The sequence below is a fragment of the Candidatus Omnitrophota bacterium genome (genome assembly GCA_021735655.1).
Classification (GTDB): domain Bacteria; phylum Omnitrophota; class Gorgyraeia; order Duberdicusellales; family 4484-171; genus JAHKAJ01.
On record JAIPGM010000006.1, the window covers coordinates 26,826 to 46,296 of the forward strand.

The 19,471-nt window shown below is 35.8% G+C and carries 23 protein-coding genes; 10 read left to right on the forward strand and 13 right to left on the reverse strand.

Annotated features, from left to right (window positions below; all coding sequences use genetic code 11):
- Positions 1–87: 87 nt before the first annotated feature.
- The 12 genes from K9L86_05645 to K9L86_05700 all read right to left on the reverse strand — a co-directional run bounded on the left by K9L86_05645 (position 88) and on the right by K9L86_05700 (position 10,544).
- Entirely contained in the window at positions 88–891 is an 804-nt protein-coding gene (locus tag K9L86_05645; GenBank protein MCF7908334.1) for a cyclase family protein, read from the reverse strand.
- Positions 892–906: 15 nt separating this feature from the next.
- Complete coding sequence (locus tag K9L86_05650; protein ID MCF7908335.1) at positions 907–1,140, reverse strand: acyl carrier protein; 234 nt, start codon at positions 1,138–1,140, stop codon at positions 907–909.
- A 15-nt stretch (positions 1,141–1,155) separates the two neighbouring features.
- Positions 1,156–2,388, reverse strand: coding sequence for a beta-ketoacyl-[acyl-carrier-protein] synthase family protein (locus tag K9L86_05655; GenBank protein ID MCF7908336.1), 1,233 nt, complete (start codon positions 2,386–2,388; stop codon positions 1,156–1,158).
- 3 nt (positions 2,389–2,391) lie between these two features.
- Positions 2,392–3,642 carry a beta-ketoacyl-[acyl-carrier-protein] synthase family protein gene (locus K9L86_05660; protein ID MCF7908337.1) on the reverse strand — a complete coding sequence of 417 codons (1,251 nt, stop codon included), beginning with the start codon at positions 3,640–3,642 and terminating at the stop codon, positions 2,392–2,394.
- A 13-nt stretch (positions 3,643–3,655) separates the two neighbouring features.
- Positions 3,656–4,279, reverse strand: coding sequence for a TIGR04076 family protein (locus K9L86_05665; GenBank protein ID MCF7908338.1), 624 nt, complete (start codon positions 4,277–4,279; stop codon positions 3,656–3,658).
- Positions 4,280–4,312: 33 nt separating this feature from the next.
- Positions 4,313–5,317: a 2-dehydropantoate 2-reductase gene (locus tag K9L86_05670; protein ID MCF7908339.1), complete on the reverse strand. Its 1,005-nt coding sequence runs from the start codon at positions 5,315–5,317 to the stop codon at positions 4,313–4,315.
- 9 nt (positions 5,318–5,326) lie between these two features.
- The gene (locus K9L86_05675; GenBank protein ID MCF7908340.1) at positions 5,327–5,587 is read right to left on the reverse strand and encodes a DUF2621 family protein; all 261 of its coding nucleotides are present in this window, start codon (positions 5,585–5,587) and stop codon (positions 5,327–5,329) included.
- Between the two features lie 9 nt (positions 5,588–5,596).
- Entirely contained in the window at positions 5,597–6,331 is a 735-nt protein-coding gene (locus tag K9L86_05680; protein MCF7908341.1) for a hypothetical protein, read from the reverse strand.
- A gap of 2 nt (positions 6,332–6,333) precedes the next feature.
- Positions 6,334–7,806 carry an AMP-binding protein gene (locus K9L86_05685; GenBank protein MCF7908342.1) on the reverse strand — a complete coding sequence of 491 codons (1,473 nt, stop codon included), beginning with the start codon at positions 7,804–7,806 and terminating at the stop codon, positions 6,334–6,336.
- Positions 7,807–7,913: 107 nt separating this feature from the next.
- Positions 7,914–9,059 (reverse strand): 23S rRNA (uracil(1939)-C(5))-methyltransferase RlmD, encoded by a 1,146-nt coding sequence (gene rlmD / locus K9L86_05690; protein ID MCF7908343.1) that lies wholly within the window; start codon positions 9,057–9,059, stop codon positions 7,914–7,916.
- On the reverse strand, positions 9,056–9,550 hold the full coding sequence (locus K9L86_05695) for a nitroreductase family protein (protein MCF7908344.1): 495 nt from the start codon (positions 9,548–9,550) through the stop codon (positions 9,056–9,058). Before K9L86_05695 ends, rlmD begins: the two co-directional genes overlap by 4 nt.
- Positions 9,522–10,544, reverse strand: a complete 1,023-nt coding sequence (locus K9L86_05700; protein MCF7908345.1) for an integron integrase — start codon at positions 10,542–10,544, stop codon at positions 9,522–9,524. Before K9L86_05700 ends, K9L86_05695 begins: the two co-directional genes overlap by 29 nt.
- A gap of 536 nt (positions 10,545–11,080) precedes the next feature.
- On the opposite strand from K9L86_05700, the gene K9L86_05705 reads away from it, so the two are divergent.
- From K9L86_05705 to K9L86_05750, 10 genes are all read left to right on the forward strand, one after another.
- Positions 11,081–12,364 carry a toxin-antitoxin system YwqK family antitoxin gene (locus K9L86_05705; protein MCF7908346.1) on the forward strand — a complete coding sequence of 428 codons (1,284 nt, stop codon included), beginning with the start codon at positions 11,081–11,083 and terminating at the stop codon, positions 12,362–12,364.
- 95 nt (positions 12,365–12,459) lie between these two features.
- The gene (locus tag K9L86_05710) at positions 12,460–13,284 is read left to right on the forward strand and encodes a hypothetical protein (protein MCF7908347.1); all 825 of its coding nucleotides are present in this window, start codon (positions 12,460–12,462) and stop codon (positions 13,282–13,284) included.
- Positions 13,285–13,397: 113 nt separating this feature from the next.
- On the forward strand, positions 13,398–14,252 hold the full coding sequence (gene lepB, locus K9L86_05715; protein MCF7908348.1) for a signal peptidase I: 855 nt from the start codon (positions 13,398–13,400) through the stop codon (positions 14,250–14,252).
- Between the two features lie 101 nt (positions 14,253–14,353).
- Entirely contained in the window at positions 14,354–14,851 is a 498-nt protein-coding gene (locus K9L86_05720) for a hypothetical protein (GenBank protein MCF7908349.1), read from the forward strand.
- Between the two features lie 102 nt (positions 14,852–14,953).
- Positions 14,954–15,493: a hypothetical protein gene (locus K9L86_05725; protein MCF7908350.1), complete on the forward strand. Its 540-nt coding sequence runs from the start codon at positions 14,954–14,956 to the stop codon at positions 15,491–15,493.
- Positions 15,494–15,635: 142 nt separating this feature from the next.
- Complete coding sequence (locus K9L86_05730) at positions 15,636–15,980, forward strand: hypothetical protein (GenBank protein MCF7908351.1); 345 nt, start codon at positions 15,636–15,638, stop codon at positions 15,978–15,980.
- A 162-nt stretch (positions 15,981–16,142) separates the two neighbouring features.
- Entirely contained in the window at positions 16,143–16,496 is a 354-nt protein-coding gene (locus K9L86_05735; GenBank protein ID MCF7908352.1) for a hypothetical protein, read from the forward strand.
- 218 nt (positions 16,497–16,714) lie between these two features.
- Positions 16,715–16,987: a hypothetical protein gene (locus K9L86_05740; GenBank protein ID MCF7908353.1), complete on the forward strand. Its 273-nt coding sequence runs from the start codon at positions 16,715–16,717 to the stop codon at positions 16,985–16,987.
- Positions 16,988–17,078: 91 nt separating this feature from the next.
- Entirely contained in the window at positions 17,079–17,651 is a 573-nt protein-coding gene (locus K9L86_05745; protein MCF7908354.1) for a hypothetical protein, read from the forward strand.
- Positions 17,652–17,821: 170 nt separating this feature from the next.
- Positions 17,822–18,553: a hypothetical protein gene (locus tag K9L86_05750; GenBank protein MCF7908355.1), complete on the forward strand. Its 732-nt coding sequence runs from the start codon at positions 17,822–17,824 to the stop codon at positions 18,551–18,553.
- On the opposite strand, the gene era is transcribed toward K9L86_05750, so the two are convergent.
- Positions 18,550–19,464, reverse strand: coding sequence for a GTPase Era (gene era, locus K9L86_05755; protein ID MCF7908356.1), 915 nt, complete (start codon positions 19,462–19,464; stop codon positions 18,550–18,552). The genes K9L86_05750 and era overlap by 4 nt on opposite strands.
- Positions 19,465–19,471: the final 7 nt, after the last annotated feature.

Genomic DNA, 19,471 nt, shown 5'->3' on the forward strand with positions numbered 1-19,471 from the left:
GACTGTAGTCGAATTGATCCCGCCGAGCCTCGGGTAAATTTACGAAGGAAATTTACCCGATATCCGGGCGAGGCGGGATTACCTATATTAATTATCAACCATAGCTACCACTCTCGCCCAGGCAGCTCCGGTTTTTCTTATTCTAACTGGAAAACAAATTACTTTGAAACCAAAATCAGGTAACTTATCTAAATTGGCTAATCTTTCTATATGAATGAATTCACGTTTTCTTCCATAAAAATGGGTTGGCCAAAGCTTCTTTGGATCTTTTAACTCTTGAAACTCTTTAATCATAAACTTATAAGGCCGATCAATACCCATAGTATCAACACCGAAAATATTCACTTGCCTTTCAAGCAAATAGTCAATAACCGATACATCTATCCCGGGATAATCAGAAAAATACTCTTTTTTGCCAAACAACTTATCCGAACCAGTATGCAATAAAACAATATCTAAAGGTTTTAATGAATAGTTAATCTTTTTTAGGCCGGCGTCTATATCTTGAGCAGTAATAACCTCTTCTGGTTTCTTATGCGTTAAATCGATTTTTACTCCCTGCTGGTAACACCAGTCTAAAGGTATTTCATCGGCAGTTTTTGAAGGGCGCCCCTGGGACTTACTACCATAATGATAAGAATAATCGAGATGTGTCCCACTGTGGACCGATGAATAAACCATCTCTAAAGATAAAAACTCTTCATCGGGCAAGTCTTCTTTTTTAATCATTCGCTCACCCTGTTCATAGCGAGCTTTACTTTCCGAATCACGCGACATCAAAACCTTATTTAACTTCTCAACCCCTTCACTGTGAGAAGTGCGCTCAATTCTTAAAGGATGTACTTCAAAGGCTTGGTCATCTATCGGCAGGCTCAAATCAACTATTTTCATATGTCTGTTATTTGCTTACTGCTTTTTTTTAGAAATTGTTTCGGTTATCTCTAAGGGAGTGGAAAACTTTGTAACCTCATCGGCCTCAAGATTAACTTGAAAGTTTTTCTTTAAGGCCACTACCAATTCCACTACTTCGGTTGAATCTACACCGATCGAATCATACATTTTCTGATCTTCTTTTAATTCCTCTTTACCAATATCTAATGTTTTACAAATAAGCTCAATTACCTCTTCTTTTAGCGCCATATTTACCTCCTCAATTTATTCTTTCTCAATTGCTAAAACAACATTTATTCCGCCACGACCTCTGGCCAAGATAAGAGCTTTCTTAACCTCAGCTTCCCTAGATTTATTCGGAGTATAATCTAAATCGCAGCAAGGATCTTTCATTTCATAGTTAATGGTCGGTAGGATGGTTGAACTTTTCATCGAAAAAAGTGTCGAAATTAAATCTAAAGCTGTTTGAGCGCCCAATAAATTGCCATACATACTTTTAGGAGCACTTAAAGCAATATCTTTTATCCTTGTGCCGAATACATTCTTTAAGCTTCTGGTTTCAAGATAATCACCAAGTTCAGAAGCCTCAGCGTCTAAGCAAATATAATCAACCGCATCTTTTTTCCAACCAGCATCTTTGAGACATTCTTCTATCGCATACTCAAAATTACTTGAGTCGGGCCGGTAGCGTGAATAATGGTATCCATCAGAAGAAAACCCGATACCTTTTATAAACCCATACACCGGTACCCCTCTTTTTTTGGCTTGTGATTCCCTCTCTAGAAGCACAGTGCCTGATCCTTCGGCAATTACAAAACCGTCTCGATATAAATCGTAAGGTCGGTAGGCTTTTTTAAAGTTAAGGTTATTCTTTGATAAACCACCCCGAGAATTAGCACATAAAAGTGCGTAGGGGCTAATCGGGGCTTCCATACCCCCAGCTACAACATAATCGTTTTTACCTTGGGCTACGGTTTTTGCCCCATACCACAAAGCTAAGGCTGATGAAGCCTTGTCAGCGACTATGGTCTTACTATACCCTTTAAATCCGTAATAAATAGTAACTTGTCCTTGAGGGGCTGCCGGAAACCAGGCACTAGCCATATAAGGCGAAATACCTTCTCTTCCTTCAATATACATATCACGTAATTCGGTTTCAGCAAAAAGCCAGCCACCTAAAGCATTACCCATAAAAACGCCAACTTTATTTTTATCAATATTATCTAAATCAATTTTTGAATCTTTAAGTGCCTGCTCACAAGAAACAAGAGCCATATGAGAAAAAACATCGATCTTTTTTACTAAGCGACCGGAAAGATGAGTATAGTGATCAAGCTCATGAACTTGACCGGCAATTCGTGAAGGATAACCGGAAGAATCAAAACGGTTTACTTCATCGATAAACGATCCGCCTCGCTTAAGGTTAGCCCAAAAAGTTTCTTTCTTCAATCCACAAGGTGAAACTACACCAATACCAGTTATTGCTATTCTTTCCATTATTTAAGCCTCCCACCGTTTGAATACAATTGATGAATGTATTCCTGAAAATCCACTGCTTGTTTTTAATATGTAATTAGGCATAAGTTTTCGTTTTTTATTAGGAATATAGTCTAGATCGCACTTTGGATCTTGTTCTTCCTGATTAATGGTTGGCGGGAGATAACCACCTTTAAAAATCATACAGCAAAGTACAGCTTCAGCAGCATTAGCTGCAGCTAAAGGATGACCAATCATTGACTTTATCGAACTAATCGGAATTTTATAAGCTAAGTCACCAAAAACTTGCTTATAGGCATCCGTCTCAAAAGTATCGTTCTGCCTGGTGCTTGAACCGTGGGCATTAATATAACCTATCTCTTCCTTCTTAATCCCTGCCTCTTTAATTGCCTCCTCCATACAGCGAGCCATTGGCTCACCGCTAGCCGGTAGATCAGTCATATGATAAGCATTGCAACTTGTGCCATAACCTAAAACTTCCGCATAAATTGGAGCCCCGCGCTTTTTAGCATGCTCAAGCTCCTCCATAATTACAATTCCCGCTGCCTCAGAAATTACAAAGCCATTTCGCTTATTATCAAAAGGACGCGAGGCCTTATGTGGCTCATCATTATTTTTAGCTAAAACATTTACCACGTCAAAAGCACCAAAGGTAATCGGAGTAACCGGAGCCTCACTTGCCCCGGCAATAATAAATTCCTGCCTGCCCTCACGAATAAGCTCATAGGCAAAGCCTATCGAATCGCTTCCTGCGGTACAACCAGTTGAAACCGTACAGTTCATACCTTGAGTTCCATAAACTGCTCCCACCTCAGCGCTGGGACTATTAAACATAGCTGCATCATAAAGATAAGGTCGACCTTTTCTTGGATCAATTGGTTTTTTACCCCACTCGGTAACTAATAAAAACTCCTCTTCCATGAAGCGGGTTCCGCAAATTGCATTAGCTAAAACTACACCACAGCGACGGCGGTCAACGCTTTCAAAGTCAATTTTTGAATCGCTAACTGCCTGTTTAGCCGCGGCAACTGCAAATTGAACATACCTATCCATACGCTTATGCTCAGCGATTCCATAGTTCAAAGGATCGAACCCTAAAACCTGAGAAGCAATCTTTGAAACAAAAATACTAACATCAAAATTTTCAACTAGCTCAACGGAAGACCTACCTTCAATAAGGTTATTATAAAACTCATGTTTATCTTCGCCAGCTCCCGAAATTATCCCAACTCCAGTAATAACTACTCTTCTCATTATTTAATACTCCTTAATCTTTTCGGGTAATCTTAAAAATAATATTTCCACCATCAGGACAAGTTACTGTATCAATAGAATTATGATCCTTCATGAAGAAAAATTTAGCTCCAAAATTAAGAGCAAAAAGAGCCGGAAAGGCGACATGCCAGGCTGCCCCACAAAATCCATCAATACACTTTAAACCTTTTACCTGCCACTTATCACCCAGCTTATATTTATAAGAACATTTACCTTTAGCTTTAACAACTTCAATCTCCATGTTTTTAGGATTAGGTCCTTTGTGGTTAGGGTCTTTAGGAATAAATTTAACTTTGTCATTCTTGTCTAATAGCTCAACTAAAAATTCGGCCTTTCCACCATCAGGGCAAGTAACTTTTAGAGATTTCTGATTATCCATAAAGCCAAACCGGGCGCCAAAACTTAGAGCATAAGCAACCGGAAAAAGTGCATGGGCTAAACCTAAACAAAAATGTTTAGGCGGATGGGTAAAATCTCCCAAAATAAACTCATCGTTAACTTCGTAACCATGATAACACTCTCCATAAACTCCAATACAAGTTAACTTCAACCTAGGAAAAGGAGTATTGATATCGGCACAGTTAGCCTTGCAATATTCATCTTTACAATTTTTCATATGATTTTAGCTCCTTAATAAATCTATCCTTTTTTAAGAATTAATCGAATTTATTTCTCTCAACAACTCTTCTTTAGATAAAAATCTACCAGTCTCCTCTAAATTATGCACTAGCTCAACTATTTTTTGATTAAGCTTAGCCGGCTCACAGTTAGCTATAGCCTGATGTATGATTTCTCCGTTAATATAGTCAATTTCTGATTTTTTCCCACGCTTTATGGATTGTAAAATTGAACCATATAAAGGTTCTTTGCTTAAATTAGTCATAATTTTTGAGAATAGACCAGCTGCTTCATCTAAAGGCATCTTAACTAAGCCTTCAATTCTCTCCTTGGGATAAGTTAAAAGACTGGCTAATTCTATATTAGCCTTGGTTATAATTTCATAGGCTTCTTTGTTCAGCTTAATTGCCAAGCGGGCTAAGTCTATATCAACAAATGCCTCCTGCATCGAAACTCCCAGAATAGCCGGAATGCAATTATTTAAATTTACAAATAACTTAAGATACTTAGCACCTTTTATATTATCTGAACTAACTACGTTGAAGGCTGGTTTAAGTAGATTAACGACTTCTTCGTATTTTTCTACTTTAGTATTATATATATTTCCTAATACGAGTTCACCTTCAAAATTATGGATAACCTTATCCGGTGAGTAAAAAGTTGCCCCAAACATAACAATCCCGCTCAGTATTTTATTTTCGGGGATAAAACTATTAACAATATGATCGGCCTGTATTCCATTTTGAGTAGTTAGAGCTAAAGAATTTTTCAAAAATTCAAAATTGTCGTTGATAATTGCTTCAAGATCATTAACCTTGGTTGCAAAAATGGCTAAGTCTACCCTTTCAGTTAACTTTGTATCAACCTTAACTTCTTGCTTATGACTACCGCGGACACCCTCTAAGCTCAGGCCTTCTTTTAGTAATAAACCTTTCTGATGATCACGAACAACGCCGACTACATCATGGCCATCTTTAGCAAGATAACCTAAAAATAATCCGCCAATTGCTCCGCAACCTAATACTGCTATTTTCATAAATTTATTCTACTCTTTTATATATTTCGAATATTCAATGCCCTGCTGGCTAAAAAGTCTTTTCATCATATCTTTAAAGGCCGGGGGCACTTCTTTAAAAAAAGCGATAACCACATCTTGGTCTTCTACGGCCTCAGAGTTTCTTTTGGTAGCTAGTTCTTCAGCGCTTTCTTTAACTAGTTGCTCAGCTATTGAGCGATGAAATTGGGGAAGATTTTCAATTACCTTATCAAAATGTTCTTTTGCTTTATCGGACCACTTAATATCCATATAATCCTCCTACAGTTTATCAATTGCCTCAAAGGCTAAATCAGTCATCTTCATTTCAGCCCCGAAAAAACGATAATCACTAAATCCCATCTGGCCGGTTATGAGATTGTCCGACACTACACAAATTGCCGCAGCCCGTTTATTATTAAGGTTAGCAACCGTTACAAAGGGTGAAGTTACCATGTCTACGGCAATCGCTCCTTTCTCAATATAGGGGTTAACAATTTCTTTGGTCTCACGAAAGATAGCGTCGGTAGTCCAAATCCCTCCTCGGTGAACAGATCCGGCCCCGGAAAAAGAATTCTCTAAAATGTCGGTTACCTCATTGTCTACCTTAGGTTTATAATCGTCATCAACATAATAACGAGTTGTTCCATCTCCACGCAAAACATCGGTCACTAAAACATAATCCCCGATATTAATGTCCTGACGTAGAGCCCCACAAGAACCCAATCTAATAAATGTCTTAACCCCTCCGGCACAAAGTATCTCAGTAGCTAGGGCTGAGTCAGGAGCGTAAAATCCTCCATTACCGACAGTAATTTTTCTCCCCTTATAAAGCCCGGTCCAAAAGGTATAAGCTAAAAAAGTAAAGTTCTTGACTGGATTTTCTAATTTCTTTAGACACATTTGAGCCCGATGTTGTTGACCGCTTACTAAAACAATATCACCAAAATCACCCGGCTTAAACTGCAAAGAAGCTAAAAGCCCCTTAGGATCCATATGAACATCTCTCTGCATCATAGCTATACTCCTCGATTAATTAGTTTTGTTTTATCTATCTTTCCGGTTCTATTTTTAGGTAACTCTTTTACAAATTCAAAATAATGCGGCATTTTAAAATGAGCTAAGCTCTGTTTTAAAAAATCTTTTAACTCTGAATCATCTAAATTTTCCCCGTCTTTAGCAACAATGAAAGCTTTTGGAACTTCTCCACGTAGTTTATCACCCACACCAATAACAGCCGCCTCTTTTACTTTGGGACATTGGCTTATTTTTTCTTCGACTTCAGCCGGAAAAACAATCTCACCAGCTACCTTAATCATATCTTTTTTTCGCCCAACAATATAATAAAGGCCTTGGCTGTCAAACGATGCAATATCTCCAGTTCTAAACCAGCCATCTTCGGTTAGGGCTTCTTTAGTTAAATCTGGCTCTCTAAAATACCCCTTAGTCACAGCTTTACCTTTAACCATTAGTTCCCCTTTCTTATCAAGCCCGAGAGACTTACCTTCAGGATCAACAATCTTTACTTCTAAGTCAGAGGTAAAATTACCAATGCTTCTTATCTTATCATCGCCGGGCGGTGAAATAGTATTGGGAGCGGCGGTTTCGGTCATCCCCCAACCATTGGCTAATTGAGCATTAGGATAAGCCCTATGAAAACGCTTGAGTAGGGCTGGTGAAGATGGCGCACCGAAAACAACTGCATAACGCAGAGAAGAAAAATCAAAACCCTGGTATTCTTTCAAAGATAAAATAGCCATAAACATTGCCGGAACAATACAAAAAATAGTTACCTTATGTTCTTGAATATTCTTTAAAAACTCAAAAGGATGAAAGCGTGGCATCAAAACTAACTTACAAGAAAAATAAAGCATCAATAATATGTAATCTAAGCCACCGACATGAGAAAAAGGAACTCCGCCGCATAAAAATACATCACCGGAAGAAACGCTTAAAAACTGATCAATAACCTTTGGTGGGTTACCGAGTTGTGAATAGTTAAGCATTACCCCTTTGGGATGACCAGTTGAACCAGAAGTATAAAATATTGCTGCTAGGTCGCTTTCAGAAATATCTAAAGATATCTCATCGGTCTTCTCAAAGCTTAATTCAGTAACTATTTCACCTAAGTCAGGACAACTGCTTTTAATTTTATCTAAATCAACTCCCTTTCTAGGCTGGATAATTAATAGTTTAGCCTGACTATGATTAAGAAAGTTTATAACTTCCTCTTCAGTAAGCATATAGTCTAAAGGCACAACGCAGGCTCCAAGACAAAATACTCCTAAAAAACTATAGATAGTTTCCGGAATATTAGGAAGGAAAAGGGCCACCTTATCATCTTTGCCAATACCCTTAATTTGCAAATAATTACTAACCCCCAAAGCCATAGCTTTAACCTCTGAGAAAGAAATACTCCTTCCTTCAAAGATAATAGCTGATTTATCCGAACAATTTTGGGCGTGCTTTTTAAGTAAATCCTGAATATGCATTGAAATACCTAGTAAAATTAAATTAGTAAAATTTTACTATATTTCCTATTTCAGTCAAGCTTTTTTTACCTTTCTATATATCTGATCTCGAAACGGTAAATTAAAGGTTATTTGCGTTTTAGTAGACTCAAAACCTCAAGATGCGGGGTATGGGGAAAAAAGTCAAAAGGCTCAATAAAATCAATGCTATATTGATCGCTGAGGCCTTTTAAATCAATGAAAAGAGCGGTTGGGTTACAAGAAGAATAAATAATTTCCTTAGGCTCTAGGCGCAAAATGGCCCGAATGATCTTTTTAGAAAGACCAGAACGAGGTGGGTTTACGACTAGAAGGTCTACATCCCTATAAAAAATACCTTGAGTATTCAAAAACTTACGAACATCGGAAGTAAAAAAAGAAATATTATCAATATGGTTTAATTTAGCATTTTGCCAAGCCAAATCGACTATCTCCTTAACTACCTCAACCCCCCAAACAAACTTTGCTTGATTGGCAAGATGAATACCGATAGATCCTAAACCGCAAAAAAGATCTAATACTCTCTTGTCTTTAGAAAGACCCCCATAACTAACAAGCTTCTTATAAAAGTCAGCAATCATTCGAGGGTTTACCTGGAAAAAAGTATCAATCCCAATTTTAAATCTGAAATCTCCCAATCTTTCCTCCAAGAACTCATCGCCAAACAATAGTTCTTTTTTATCAAAAATAACCGCATCACTTAAAGAATCATTAATAATCCAATAAATAGACTTTATTTTTGACTTTAATTTTAATTTATTTAGTTCATCAATAAAGCTTTGTGAATTTAATTCTTCGCTACTGGAAGTAACCAAACCGACCATTAGCTGATTGGTAAATTTAGTTTCCCGAACTATCAAATTTCTTAAAAAACCTTTATGAGAATATTTATCATAAACAGAATGCTTATTATCTTTTAAAAAATATTTAATCGCCTCTAGAATTAGTCTTAAATCGGATGAGAAAATTAAACACTCCTCCAAATCAACAACTCTTCTCTTTTTATCCTTGCTATACAAGCCGCAAACGACACCTCTCTCGTAACCAAAGCTAAACTCCATTTTGTTACGATAATACCACTGCTCTGAAGAATTGATTGGCTTTAACTGAGTAGATAGCTCTGAAAGTTCAAGTAAGCCTTTAACTCTAGCTTCTTTAGTTTCAAGCTGTTGTTGGTAAGGAATATCTTGAAAGCGACAACCGCCACATTCAGAAAAATGTTTACAAATTTTCATTTTATTATTAGACTTTTGAGTTTTTTTCTTTTAGTCAGTCGAGGATAAGAAACAGGAGCGCCTAAAGCTATAACCGCTTCTAGCTCAAGGTTAGGCCTTAACTTAAGATATTTATGAACCTTTTTCTTTTGATTAAGAATCTCACCTAGCCAGCAGGCGCCTAACTTTTTAGAATGAATACAAAGTAATATGTTTTGAATACAAGAACCAATGGCCATTAGATCTTTCTCATAATTATAAGAGGTCTTCTTATCTAAAAATACTAAAATAAGTTTATCGGCTGATTTGATAATATGACCATAATGAGTAAAAACAGCCAAAGCATCCTTTTTCTCCTTATCTAGAACCATAAACCGCCAGGGCTGGTTATTGAGTCCCGAAGGCGCCCAGCGACCAGCCTCTAAAATTTTGTTAACCGTCTGCCTAGAAACAGCCCTCTTTTTAAACTTTCGCACTGACCTTCTATCTTTTATTAACCTTAACGCTCTCATAGCTAGCTACTCCATTATTCTTATCGCTAAACCCTCTTTTATCATAAAGATTATCGAGCGGGCTTTCAGGGATATTTACCATATCCCTTAATATATGCGTATAAATCATTGTAGTTTCTACATGCTTATGCCCTAACAGTTCCTGGACTTCTCGAATATTAACCCCATTCATTAAAAGATGTGTTGCGAAGCTATGCCTGAGAGTATGCACGCTGGCGCGTTTTATAATTCCGGCTTTCTTTACCGCAATAGCTACAATCTTTTGAACTGTATTGGGACTTATATGATGTCTTCGGATTTTACCACTCCTAGGATCAATTGAAAGTCGAGAAGATGGAAAAGCATACTGCCACCCCCACTCCTTAGCAGCTTTAGAATATTTGTGCTCTAAAGCATTCGGTAGATATACCTCTCCATAACCGGCAGCTTTATCTTCTTCGAAAATATTCTTAACTTGCTCTAAATGTTTTCTGAGAGAACTACCTAACGCCTGTGGCAGCATAGTGCTACGGTCTTTATCCCCTTTTGCTCCGCGTAAAAATAAAATATTGCTCTCAAAATCAATATCCTGCACTCGCAAGCGCACGAGCTCCATAAGCCGCAACCCTGAACCATAAAGCAATTGCACAATTAATAAATCTTTATTCCTTAGTTGTTCAAATAACCCTTGTATTTCCTTAACTGACAAAACTGTTGGTAATTTAGGGCCCCGCTTTGCGCGAACGGTTTCAGCTAAATTATTTACTTCTATTTTTAGAACATCTCGAAATAAAAATAAAAGTGCATTAAAGGCTTGGTTCTGGGTCGAAGATGAAACTCGACCCTCTATAGCTAGATATGTCAAATAATCTTTAACATCTTCTGGGGTTAGCTTCTGAGGATATATCTGCTTTCGCTTTCCTTTATTTAAATAATCAAAAAATCTCTTTGCCCATGTAACGTATGTCCTTTCTGTGCTATAAGAAAAATGCTTCACTCGAATGGCATTCGTCATTTTCTTTAACAAATCATCAAAATTAACATCTTCATCTTTAAATCTAGATACTTCGACAGATTTAATCTTATAAATTTGAGGTGGAGCAAAATTGTCTACATATATACTTATCGCTTCTTTGGCCTGCTGAAATTGCCACTCTTCAATTTTTATAATCTTTAGCTTTTCAAAAAACTTTTCTTTCTGTTCCTCAAGTGATGATTTTGGACGAATACAACAGAATTTAAGAAATCTATCTACCCAATAGGCATAAAAAGGGGCTGTTTTTTCTGTAGCTAATTTCTTTGAAATTAAAAATCTTTGAAATTGAGATAACACACCTATTTTCATGACTTTTCTTTCTTTGCCATAAATCCAATGATATACATAATATACATTTCCTGATATTATAGATAAATTACATAATTAAAGCAACATTTTTCTTCCAAAATCATTAAAAACATGCTAAAATTTTACTATATATATCAATAAAATATAAAAACATATATTATGCATATTAATTGTTAGATGTAAAATAAAATGATAAAAGGAGAAAAATGAAGCAAATTTTGCGCTATTTTTTGGTTTTCTTTTCCCTAATTATATTTTTAAATTTATCTCCTTTTGCTTTTGGACAACAGGACCAATCCTCCGGTGATTTTATTGATGGGAATTTTGAAGAAATAGGTCGTCTCAAGAAAGATTCTCAGAAACTTGATACCAGTAAAACCGGCGATCTGTTTATGGATACATGGATGGGGATATTAACTAGCCCAAAAGAATTTTTTTCTTGGAATACAAAAGGCGATGTCAAACTGGTCTATGATGGGAGTAACACACTGGTTGAATTGACACAGAGTAAAGAAGGGCCTGCGTCTATAAGCCAATTCTTTGGTTTTAAAAATAAAGATGCGTCAATTGAGTTTGATGTTAAAATTATAAAGAAAACTACCTCAGATGAATTAGAAGTGACAGTAGCAGATGTGGGTGGGCCTGCCTGGGGTAAACCCCCTGCAATAGAGATTCCGCTGGAGACATTTCGGCTCTCAACCATTTATCCGACTAAACATATCTCCATTGACCTTTCAAATAGTAAATATTTTTTAGATAAACAAGCTAAAGATGAAGCTAATGATATGGACTTAGTTGATGCATCTATTTTTGGTACGATAACTTTTCGCTTGAAGGGAAATGCTGAAGAACCAACAACAATACGATTGGATAACCTTAAGGTTACTTATTATAAAAAAGAAGGCGAAGTGAAACGTTATTATAAAGATAATCAGCCGAAGATAGATAAATTCTATAAAGATGGTAAGCAGGAAGGTCTGGAGAAGCGTTATTATCGCAATGGACAGTTACAGTCGGAGCACCCATATAGGAATGGTAAACTAGACGGGATACAAAAGTATTATGCTATAGATGGAAAAGTCTGGGAAGAAACGCCTTACAGAGACGGCAAGCGAGAGGGAACACAAAGACGTTACAGAAATGGGGTGCTGACGGAAGAAAGATTATATAAAAATGATAAGATGGTAGAAATTAAAATTTATTATAAAACTGGTGAAATAAAATCAGAAGCAACGATTAGGAATGATAAGACAGAAGGGTCATCTAAAGAGTATTATAAAAATGGACAAGTAATGGAAGAACGTATCTATAGCGATAGCCAGAGAGTAGGCGTAACAAAGCATTACTATGCTAACGGACAGCTAAAAGCAGAGATACCTTACAAGAAGGATAGAAAAGATGGCATTGCGAGGATTTATAATGAAGAAGGCAACTTAGTAAAAGAAGAAGTTTGGGAAAAAGATAAACTCATAAGTACTAGAGAGAAATAAATATTAAATTACCCATCTAACAAATCAATCCAGCCGACCCTCCCCGCGCGCTGGCGCGCTTGGTCGGGCGGCTGATTTTTGTGTTATCTTAAAAAATGAATCAAATACAAATGATAATAAACATAGGAATAGGTGTAATATCTGGCTTAATAACCTTCATTGTATGTGAATACATTCTTAAACCATATCTAAACCAAAAAATAAATCCTAAAAAAGTTACTAATTTTTTTAGAAGTGGACCATTTTTGTTTGTCTTGGCTGTCCTGATTGCTTTTATCTTAAGTGCCTCCAACCAACAACTGAGAATGACATTATTTGGCCATGGCTTAGGCTCTTCTACTGTCGTTAGGGAATTAGAAAATTTATATATGTCAATTCCCGAAATGAAGGATGAAATAATTAAATCATCTGAGGGAAAGTTAAAGGAAAAAGATTTAATTAACTTGTGTCTGCAAGAAAAATTATATTATTTGAAATTAAAGCAAACCGGGAAATATTCCTACAAACAAAATAACGCAAAGGAAGCTATTAATTTTTCAGGCAATCATAAAGTATTGTATCCGAATAGTCAGATTTACTCTGAAACAACATATACAAATGGCGAACGTTTAGATGCAAATTTTAAAGCTTATTATTACAATGGGGTCATTAGAGCAGAAATTATAACCGACAAATCTCAAATGAACGACACCACGAAAATTGTAAAATATTATTACAACAACGGCAAAATATGGTGCGAATATAGATATCACGACAACAAACACATGACTGGTATTATTTATGACAAGGAAGGTAATATACTAGGTAAAGGAAAAGGTCTTTTTCTAGCAATTCTTATACCTGGTTATTTTGAAAAAATCGAAAGACAAGTTTACGACGTGCGCTACAATCCAAATACATTTTATGATTATGGATTATGAGAAAATTAATAAAAGATAACAAAGCAATCCAGCGGACCAATTCCGCCGCTTCGCGGCTCCATTGGCCGCTGATTTCTATGTTAGACATAAAAAAATAGAAAATAAGGAGAAAAATGAAAATAAAAGCAAAGGAGCCGTGGTTGGCAGTTTTCTTGAATCGCTTGTTGCCCGGATTAGGGTATCTTTACACGAAGAATTTAGTTAGAGCAATTATTGTATTTTTAGTCACCATATCATTAACGTTTATTGCAGTTTCGACATTGATCGCTTTTGCCAAAAACGATACGACTGTTACATCCAAAGTATTATGGGGAGTCATTATTTTTGTTGCAGTCAATTTTATATTTAATTTCGCTATCTTGATAGATGGGTATTTGTGTGCAAGGAAACATAATCTTTCTAATGACGTAAAGCCTTCGCGCATGGGGCTTCGTATTTTTGCTATCATTGGAACTATAGTTTTATTGTTAACTGGAGGTATCTCTATTTTTCCGGTTATCTACATAAGAACTCATTTGATACAGTTTTTTAAAATGCCTACCACATCAATGGCTCCAGCGCTAAAACTTAATGATAAAATCATGGTAGATAAAAAAGCATACAATAGCAATAAGCCACAAAGAATGGAGATAGTTGTATTTCTTCCTCCTCACGATAATAGAAAGTATTACCTGAAGAGAATTATTGGTTTACCAGGAGAAGAAGTGGAAATCAAGGACGGCAAGGTTTATATAAACAACGAGGTCATAACTAATCTATTCGTGACAAATAACTATTATTATAATCAGGGTGATTACGCCAAAAAAGGTAAAAAGATAATCGTGCCCCCAAATAATTATTATGTTTTAGGCGACAATAGCGTTTCAAGTTTGGACAGTAGATTCTTTGGATTTGTTCCCGAAAAAAATATAACAGGAAAAGTAGTTAAAATATATTGGCCTCCTGAAAGATCAGGAAGAGTTAAATAATAAAAATGTCTAACAAGTCGATCCAGCGGACTTAAAAGCGCCGCCAATTAAAGCGCAAAGCGCTTTTAAGCCGCTGATCTTGATGTTATGAGAAAAATAAAATGAAAAAAATAAATAAAATTTTCTTTGTTTTAATTTGCGTTCTTTGTTCTGCGCAATTAGCACTTTATGCAGAATATAATTCAACCCTCTTAAAACATCATATACAATTTTCTCCACCTACCGGTTGGAATCAAATTTCACTTGGCCCTTTTGCCGCAGATATAGAAGGAATTGCATTCCGCAGCCCTGATGAGAAAGCGGTAATTACCGTATCCTTGCCCAAAAAAACTAATTTTATTTCGTTTCATGGTGCTCTTATATTATTTCGTTTAAGCAAAAGGCCAAAGGAAGAAAAAATAACATTTTGTGATGAGTCATGCTATATTTTTGATTTTGAACAAATCAATAAAAATAATATAAAAGTACTGACAAAAACCTATAAATTTTTAAAGAAAAACAAACTATATACAATCAGCTATTATTCATCTCCCAATGAATATCGACAGTATTTACCCGAATTTAAGAAGGCGTTAGCAACGTTTAAAATTATTGAATAAATGTCTCATAACAAAGCAATCGAGCGGACAATCCTCGCCGCTAAATAGAATTCGGGAAAGCTCGGCTTGCCACTCATTTTTATGTTAGACGAAAATAAAAAAATGATTAAAAAGATAATAGTAATTATTTGTTTTAGTTGCATAATCTGTTTAAATTTAGCATATTCTAAATATGTTGACCCAGACGCGATTGTTAGGATAACACGCAAAATTACTCAAAGAATTTACAAAGATATAATTTCAATTAAAGACGAGTATGAAGAATTGAAGGGTTTTGATGAAAACTTTTATGGTAAAGGGACGAGATTCCAATATCGCATAGTTAGTCCCACAATCGAATATATTTATTGTCCTGGTACATACAATCAATCTTATGAACGAGTTATGGAATTGTATTGCAACCCTCAACCCCCTGCTATTCATCTAAGGTTAGTATTCCTTAGCGCTCCTTGTGGCACAAACAAGTGCGACATAGTTAGCATTTGTCCGGATGGAATCGAAGCCCAAATTTATATCGAAGAAATTGATCGTTATCTAATATTCAGTCAGCGTAGTGGAAATGCTGAGCTTGATACAAAACTTATGGAAATTTTCCGCAAACACACAAAAAAATACAAAACAAAAGAAATACCTTGGGAATAGGCTCATCTAACAAGGCAATCCAGCGGACCTTACCTCGGCCCTAACGGGCTTCGGCAAGGCCGCTGATTTTTGTGTTAGATGTAAAATGAGATCACTAGATGAAAAAAATATTTCTATTAACATGCTATTATAGGAGGGGTATATGAAAAAAATTTTATTGTGGATGGGTTTTATAATAAACCTTTTAGCATTCTTAGGTATTGCCTGCTATGGGTCATGGTCTGTTTGGGCTGGAATACTAAGCATTTCTAAATCAGAATATGCAAATATGTATATCGTTTTCGGAATAGTTCCTGTTTTAATAAGCATTCCTTTTAATATCTTTATGAATCTTTGCTTGAACTCAATTCTGGATAAGAAGAAAAGATTCCCAACAAAATGGGTTATTTTTTCCCAATCAATCATATTTATTTTGACACCAATCGCTCTACTTACTGGGATTGCAGATTTAATTTCAGATGCATGGAGTTTTTTTACACTGCGTTAGATACCGTGCAAGTAATTAAAATTATTTAGGAAATTAAAAAACTTCTAACAACTCAATCCAGCTGACCCTTTGACTCGGCCTTTCAGGCCTCGCTCAGGGCAGCTGATTTTTATGTTATGTGAAAATAATAAAAACATTCTCGCACAAAAAAAGGAGGAGAAAATGGACAAGAAAAAAACAGATTGGACAAAACCAAGCTTGATAATGCTCGGGATTGATGTTCTGGCGCTGTTCATTATGATGATCGTTTTGGGAAATCTTGTTAATAGATTTAATGAATTATACAGTCAATTCAGCATTGAATTATCACCTATTGCACAATTTAGCTTAACCGGATATAAAATATTTTTTCTACTGCTTTTAATTGGGCTTTTGGGCAAAGAGTTTTTGAAAAATAAAAAGGCAACATTCATAATAAATATATCGGCACTAGCTGTTACCCTTTTTATATTTGTGCCTTTTATAATTTTAGGAATATTTTTTCCTTTGTTTAACTTAACAAGCATGGGGGGATAAATTTAAAAGTTTTAATAATCACATAACAAGACAATTCAGCCAACCTTCATCCGTTGCCTGTTGGGTTGGCTGGTATGCCGAACCCTTCATAATAACAAAATGCTTCGCATTTTAAGTATATGGATTCGGCATAGTTCGACTAAGTATTTTTGCTCGCAAAAATGCCAGTCTCATTAGCTGATTTTTGTGTTATAGGAAAATAAAACGGAGGAGTTAAGATGGAAAATGTAAAAAAAATATATAAAGAAGGAGTAGTAAAGGGTGTTCGTTATTTTGTTATTACATTATGGGTTAATTTTCTATGCATTCCGTTGTACATGATAAAAAATTTCTTTGAGCCAGAGCAGGGATGGAATTTTCAAGAACACACGTTATTAATTATTGGTTTCTGTATTCTAGTTGTTGTATATTTACCATTTGCTGTTTATTTGGCATCGAAAAGATCAAACCAACTGAATACTCCTATATTGAAAACAAATATTTCGATATAATATTTGTATAACAAGGCAATCCACCTGACCATACTCGCCGCTTTTAGCGGCTCGTCTGGCCGGTGATTTTTGTGTTATGTGAATATAAAATATGAATAAAATTGACCTTTTATTTATAGTCTGTCTTCTAGCCTTACGTTTTCTACCTAGAAAATCAGCAAAATATAGATACTATTGGGTGTTTCCTTTATTAGTCTTTTTTTTAGCTATCGGTATCCGAATTAATTCTAAAATCGAGAGTCGGAAACGTTCAGAAAGAATTCAAGAGCTAGAAAGCAATCTTAACGCTTTGCGCGATTATAGCTCTATTGCAAAACTTAATATTTTAGGCTTACCTGCTCGTGCAGGTTCAGGCATAAAATTATCTACTCCAATTTCAACTTCGCTAGAGAATGCAATAATTGAAAAGGATGGCAAATATTTCCCCACGTGCAGCAAGGAAGCGGAAGAAAAATTTAAGCAGACTATAAAATCTTATCCACGATTTCCATTTTCATACTATGGCTTAGCCGTCTGTCTCAGGAGTAAAGAAGATGAAGCTTGGAAGGATTACGCAAATCAAGCCATAGAAATATTTAAAAAAACTATCAGCATTAAAGATCATAATTCTGGGCACGACCAAGCAATGAAAGAATTAATCAGATATTTAGAAGAAATAAATTAAAACTAGGTAATTAAAACACATAACAAAGCAATCCACCTGACCCTCCTCGCGGCTTCCTGAGACCGCGGGCTCGTCGGGCAGGTGATTTTTGTGTTAGGAGGTAAAAATTTACGCAAAATTTTCTTTCTTTGCCAAGATTAGAATGCTATAATTGTTTTTAGGAGATAACTATGTTCTGGATTTGGATAATGATTATTATGATAGTAATGGCCGCTGGGGTTGTAACCTTAGCTCTCCTGCCGACCTCTAAAGAATTGGCTTATTTAGAAAAATTACGAAAAATAGCTGATGATTTGCTTTATAGACTAAAAAACACCTTAAGAGAAGCCTGGAAAGAAAAGAAAAAACTTCCACTACCACTTGTAATTTTGGGGGCTGTCTGGATATTGAATGGCTTATATATAAGCATAAGTACTTTAATGACCCCTTCTCAAATCACAAAACTAGAGACTCTAGCTGGTATATTCAGGATCTTAAGCATCGGTTGGATTATTATTGGGGTAACTTTATTTAACGGCTATATTTTAAGTAGAAAATTTGCCTTTATCGCCGCAGGAATAGTAATTAGCCTTGGTATTGCTGTTATTGCAGTACCACCGCTTACCCAAGAAGAATATCTTCTGCAACAATATGAAATATATCTACAAAATCAACAGTATCAACAAAATACTCTAGGAATTAATGAATATGTAACCTCGCGGCTGGTAGATCCTGGCGAAGGTAGGCCTACGAAAGCTGAGATAACCAAAGAACAAGCTATAGCTATAATCAATATGCTTATTGCCCTGATTACGATACTTTATCTAATTACTCCGAAAGCTAAAAAATATTTTGGTATCGAAAAGGAGCAATCTTTTTCATTTAAAGAGGGAATTGGTAGTTCATTTCGTCGCTACCGCTAATCCAACCAGTAGCCTAATTCTTTTAATATTCGAGGACGTTCTTGCCAATCTTTTAAAACTGTAACCCAAATATCTAAAAACACTTTCTTGCCATATATCTTTCCGATCTCAAGACGCGACTCAATTCCAACATTTTTAAGTATTTGGCCATTTTTACCGACAACTATTTTTTTCTGAGAATCCCTTTCTACATAAATATTCGCCTTTACGTATACGACCTTTTTTTTATCCTTTATTTCAGAAATCTCAACTGCCAAGGAATGCGGTAACTCCTCATCCAACTGTAAAAATAACTTTTCGCGTATTATGTCAGCAACCCTAAATTTATCAGGAAAATCAGTTAAAGTCTTAACATCGTAATAAGCTTGAGCTACCGGCAAGATTTCCACCAAAACATCTCTCAACTTGTCGATATTTTTCCCAGTCTTAGCTGAAAGCGGAATATAATATTCTAAAAAACTATCCTTCCCAGCCTTCTTAGACTTCTCTTCCCACAAAGCCATATAATCATTAAGGAACTTTACTCCTTTATCCACTTTGTTAAGCACAATTATGGTTTTTACTTTTTGAGTTGTGATAATTTTCATTAGGGTTTCCTCTTCCTGCCCGGGTTTGCGGGAAAGATCAACCACGTAAATTATTAAATCACACCCTTCAATAGATCTTTTAGCTATCGTATTAAGATGAGAGCTTAGTTTATCTTTAAACGAATGGATTCCCGGAGTATCGACAAAAATTGCCTGGGCATCTTTTAAATTCATAATTCCCCTTATTTGATGCCGAGTTGTCTGAGGAATGCTAGACATAATACTTATCTTATCCCCAACCAAAGCATTAAGGAGCGTTGACTTTCCTACATTCGGACGACCCAAAATTGCTATAAAACCTGATTTAAAATTTTTACTAATCATAGTTAAT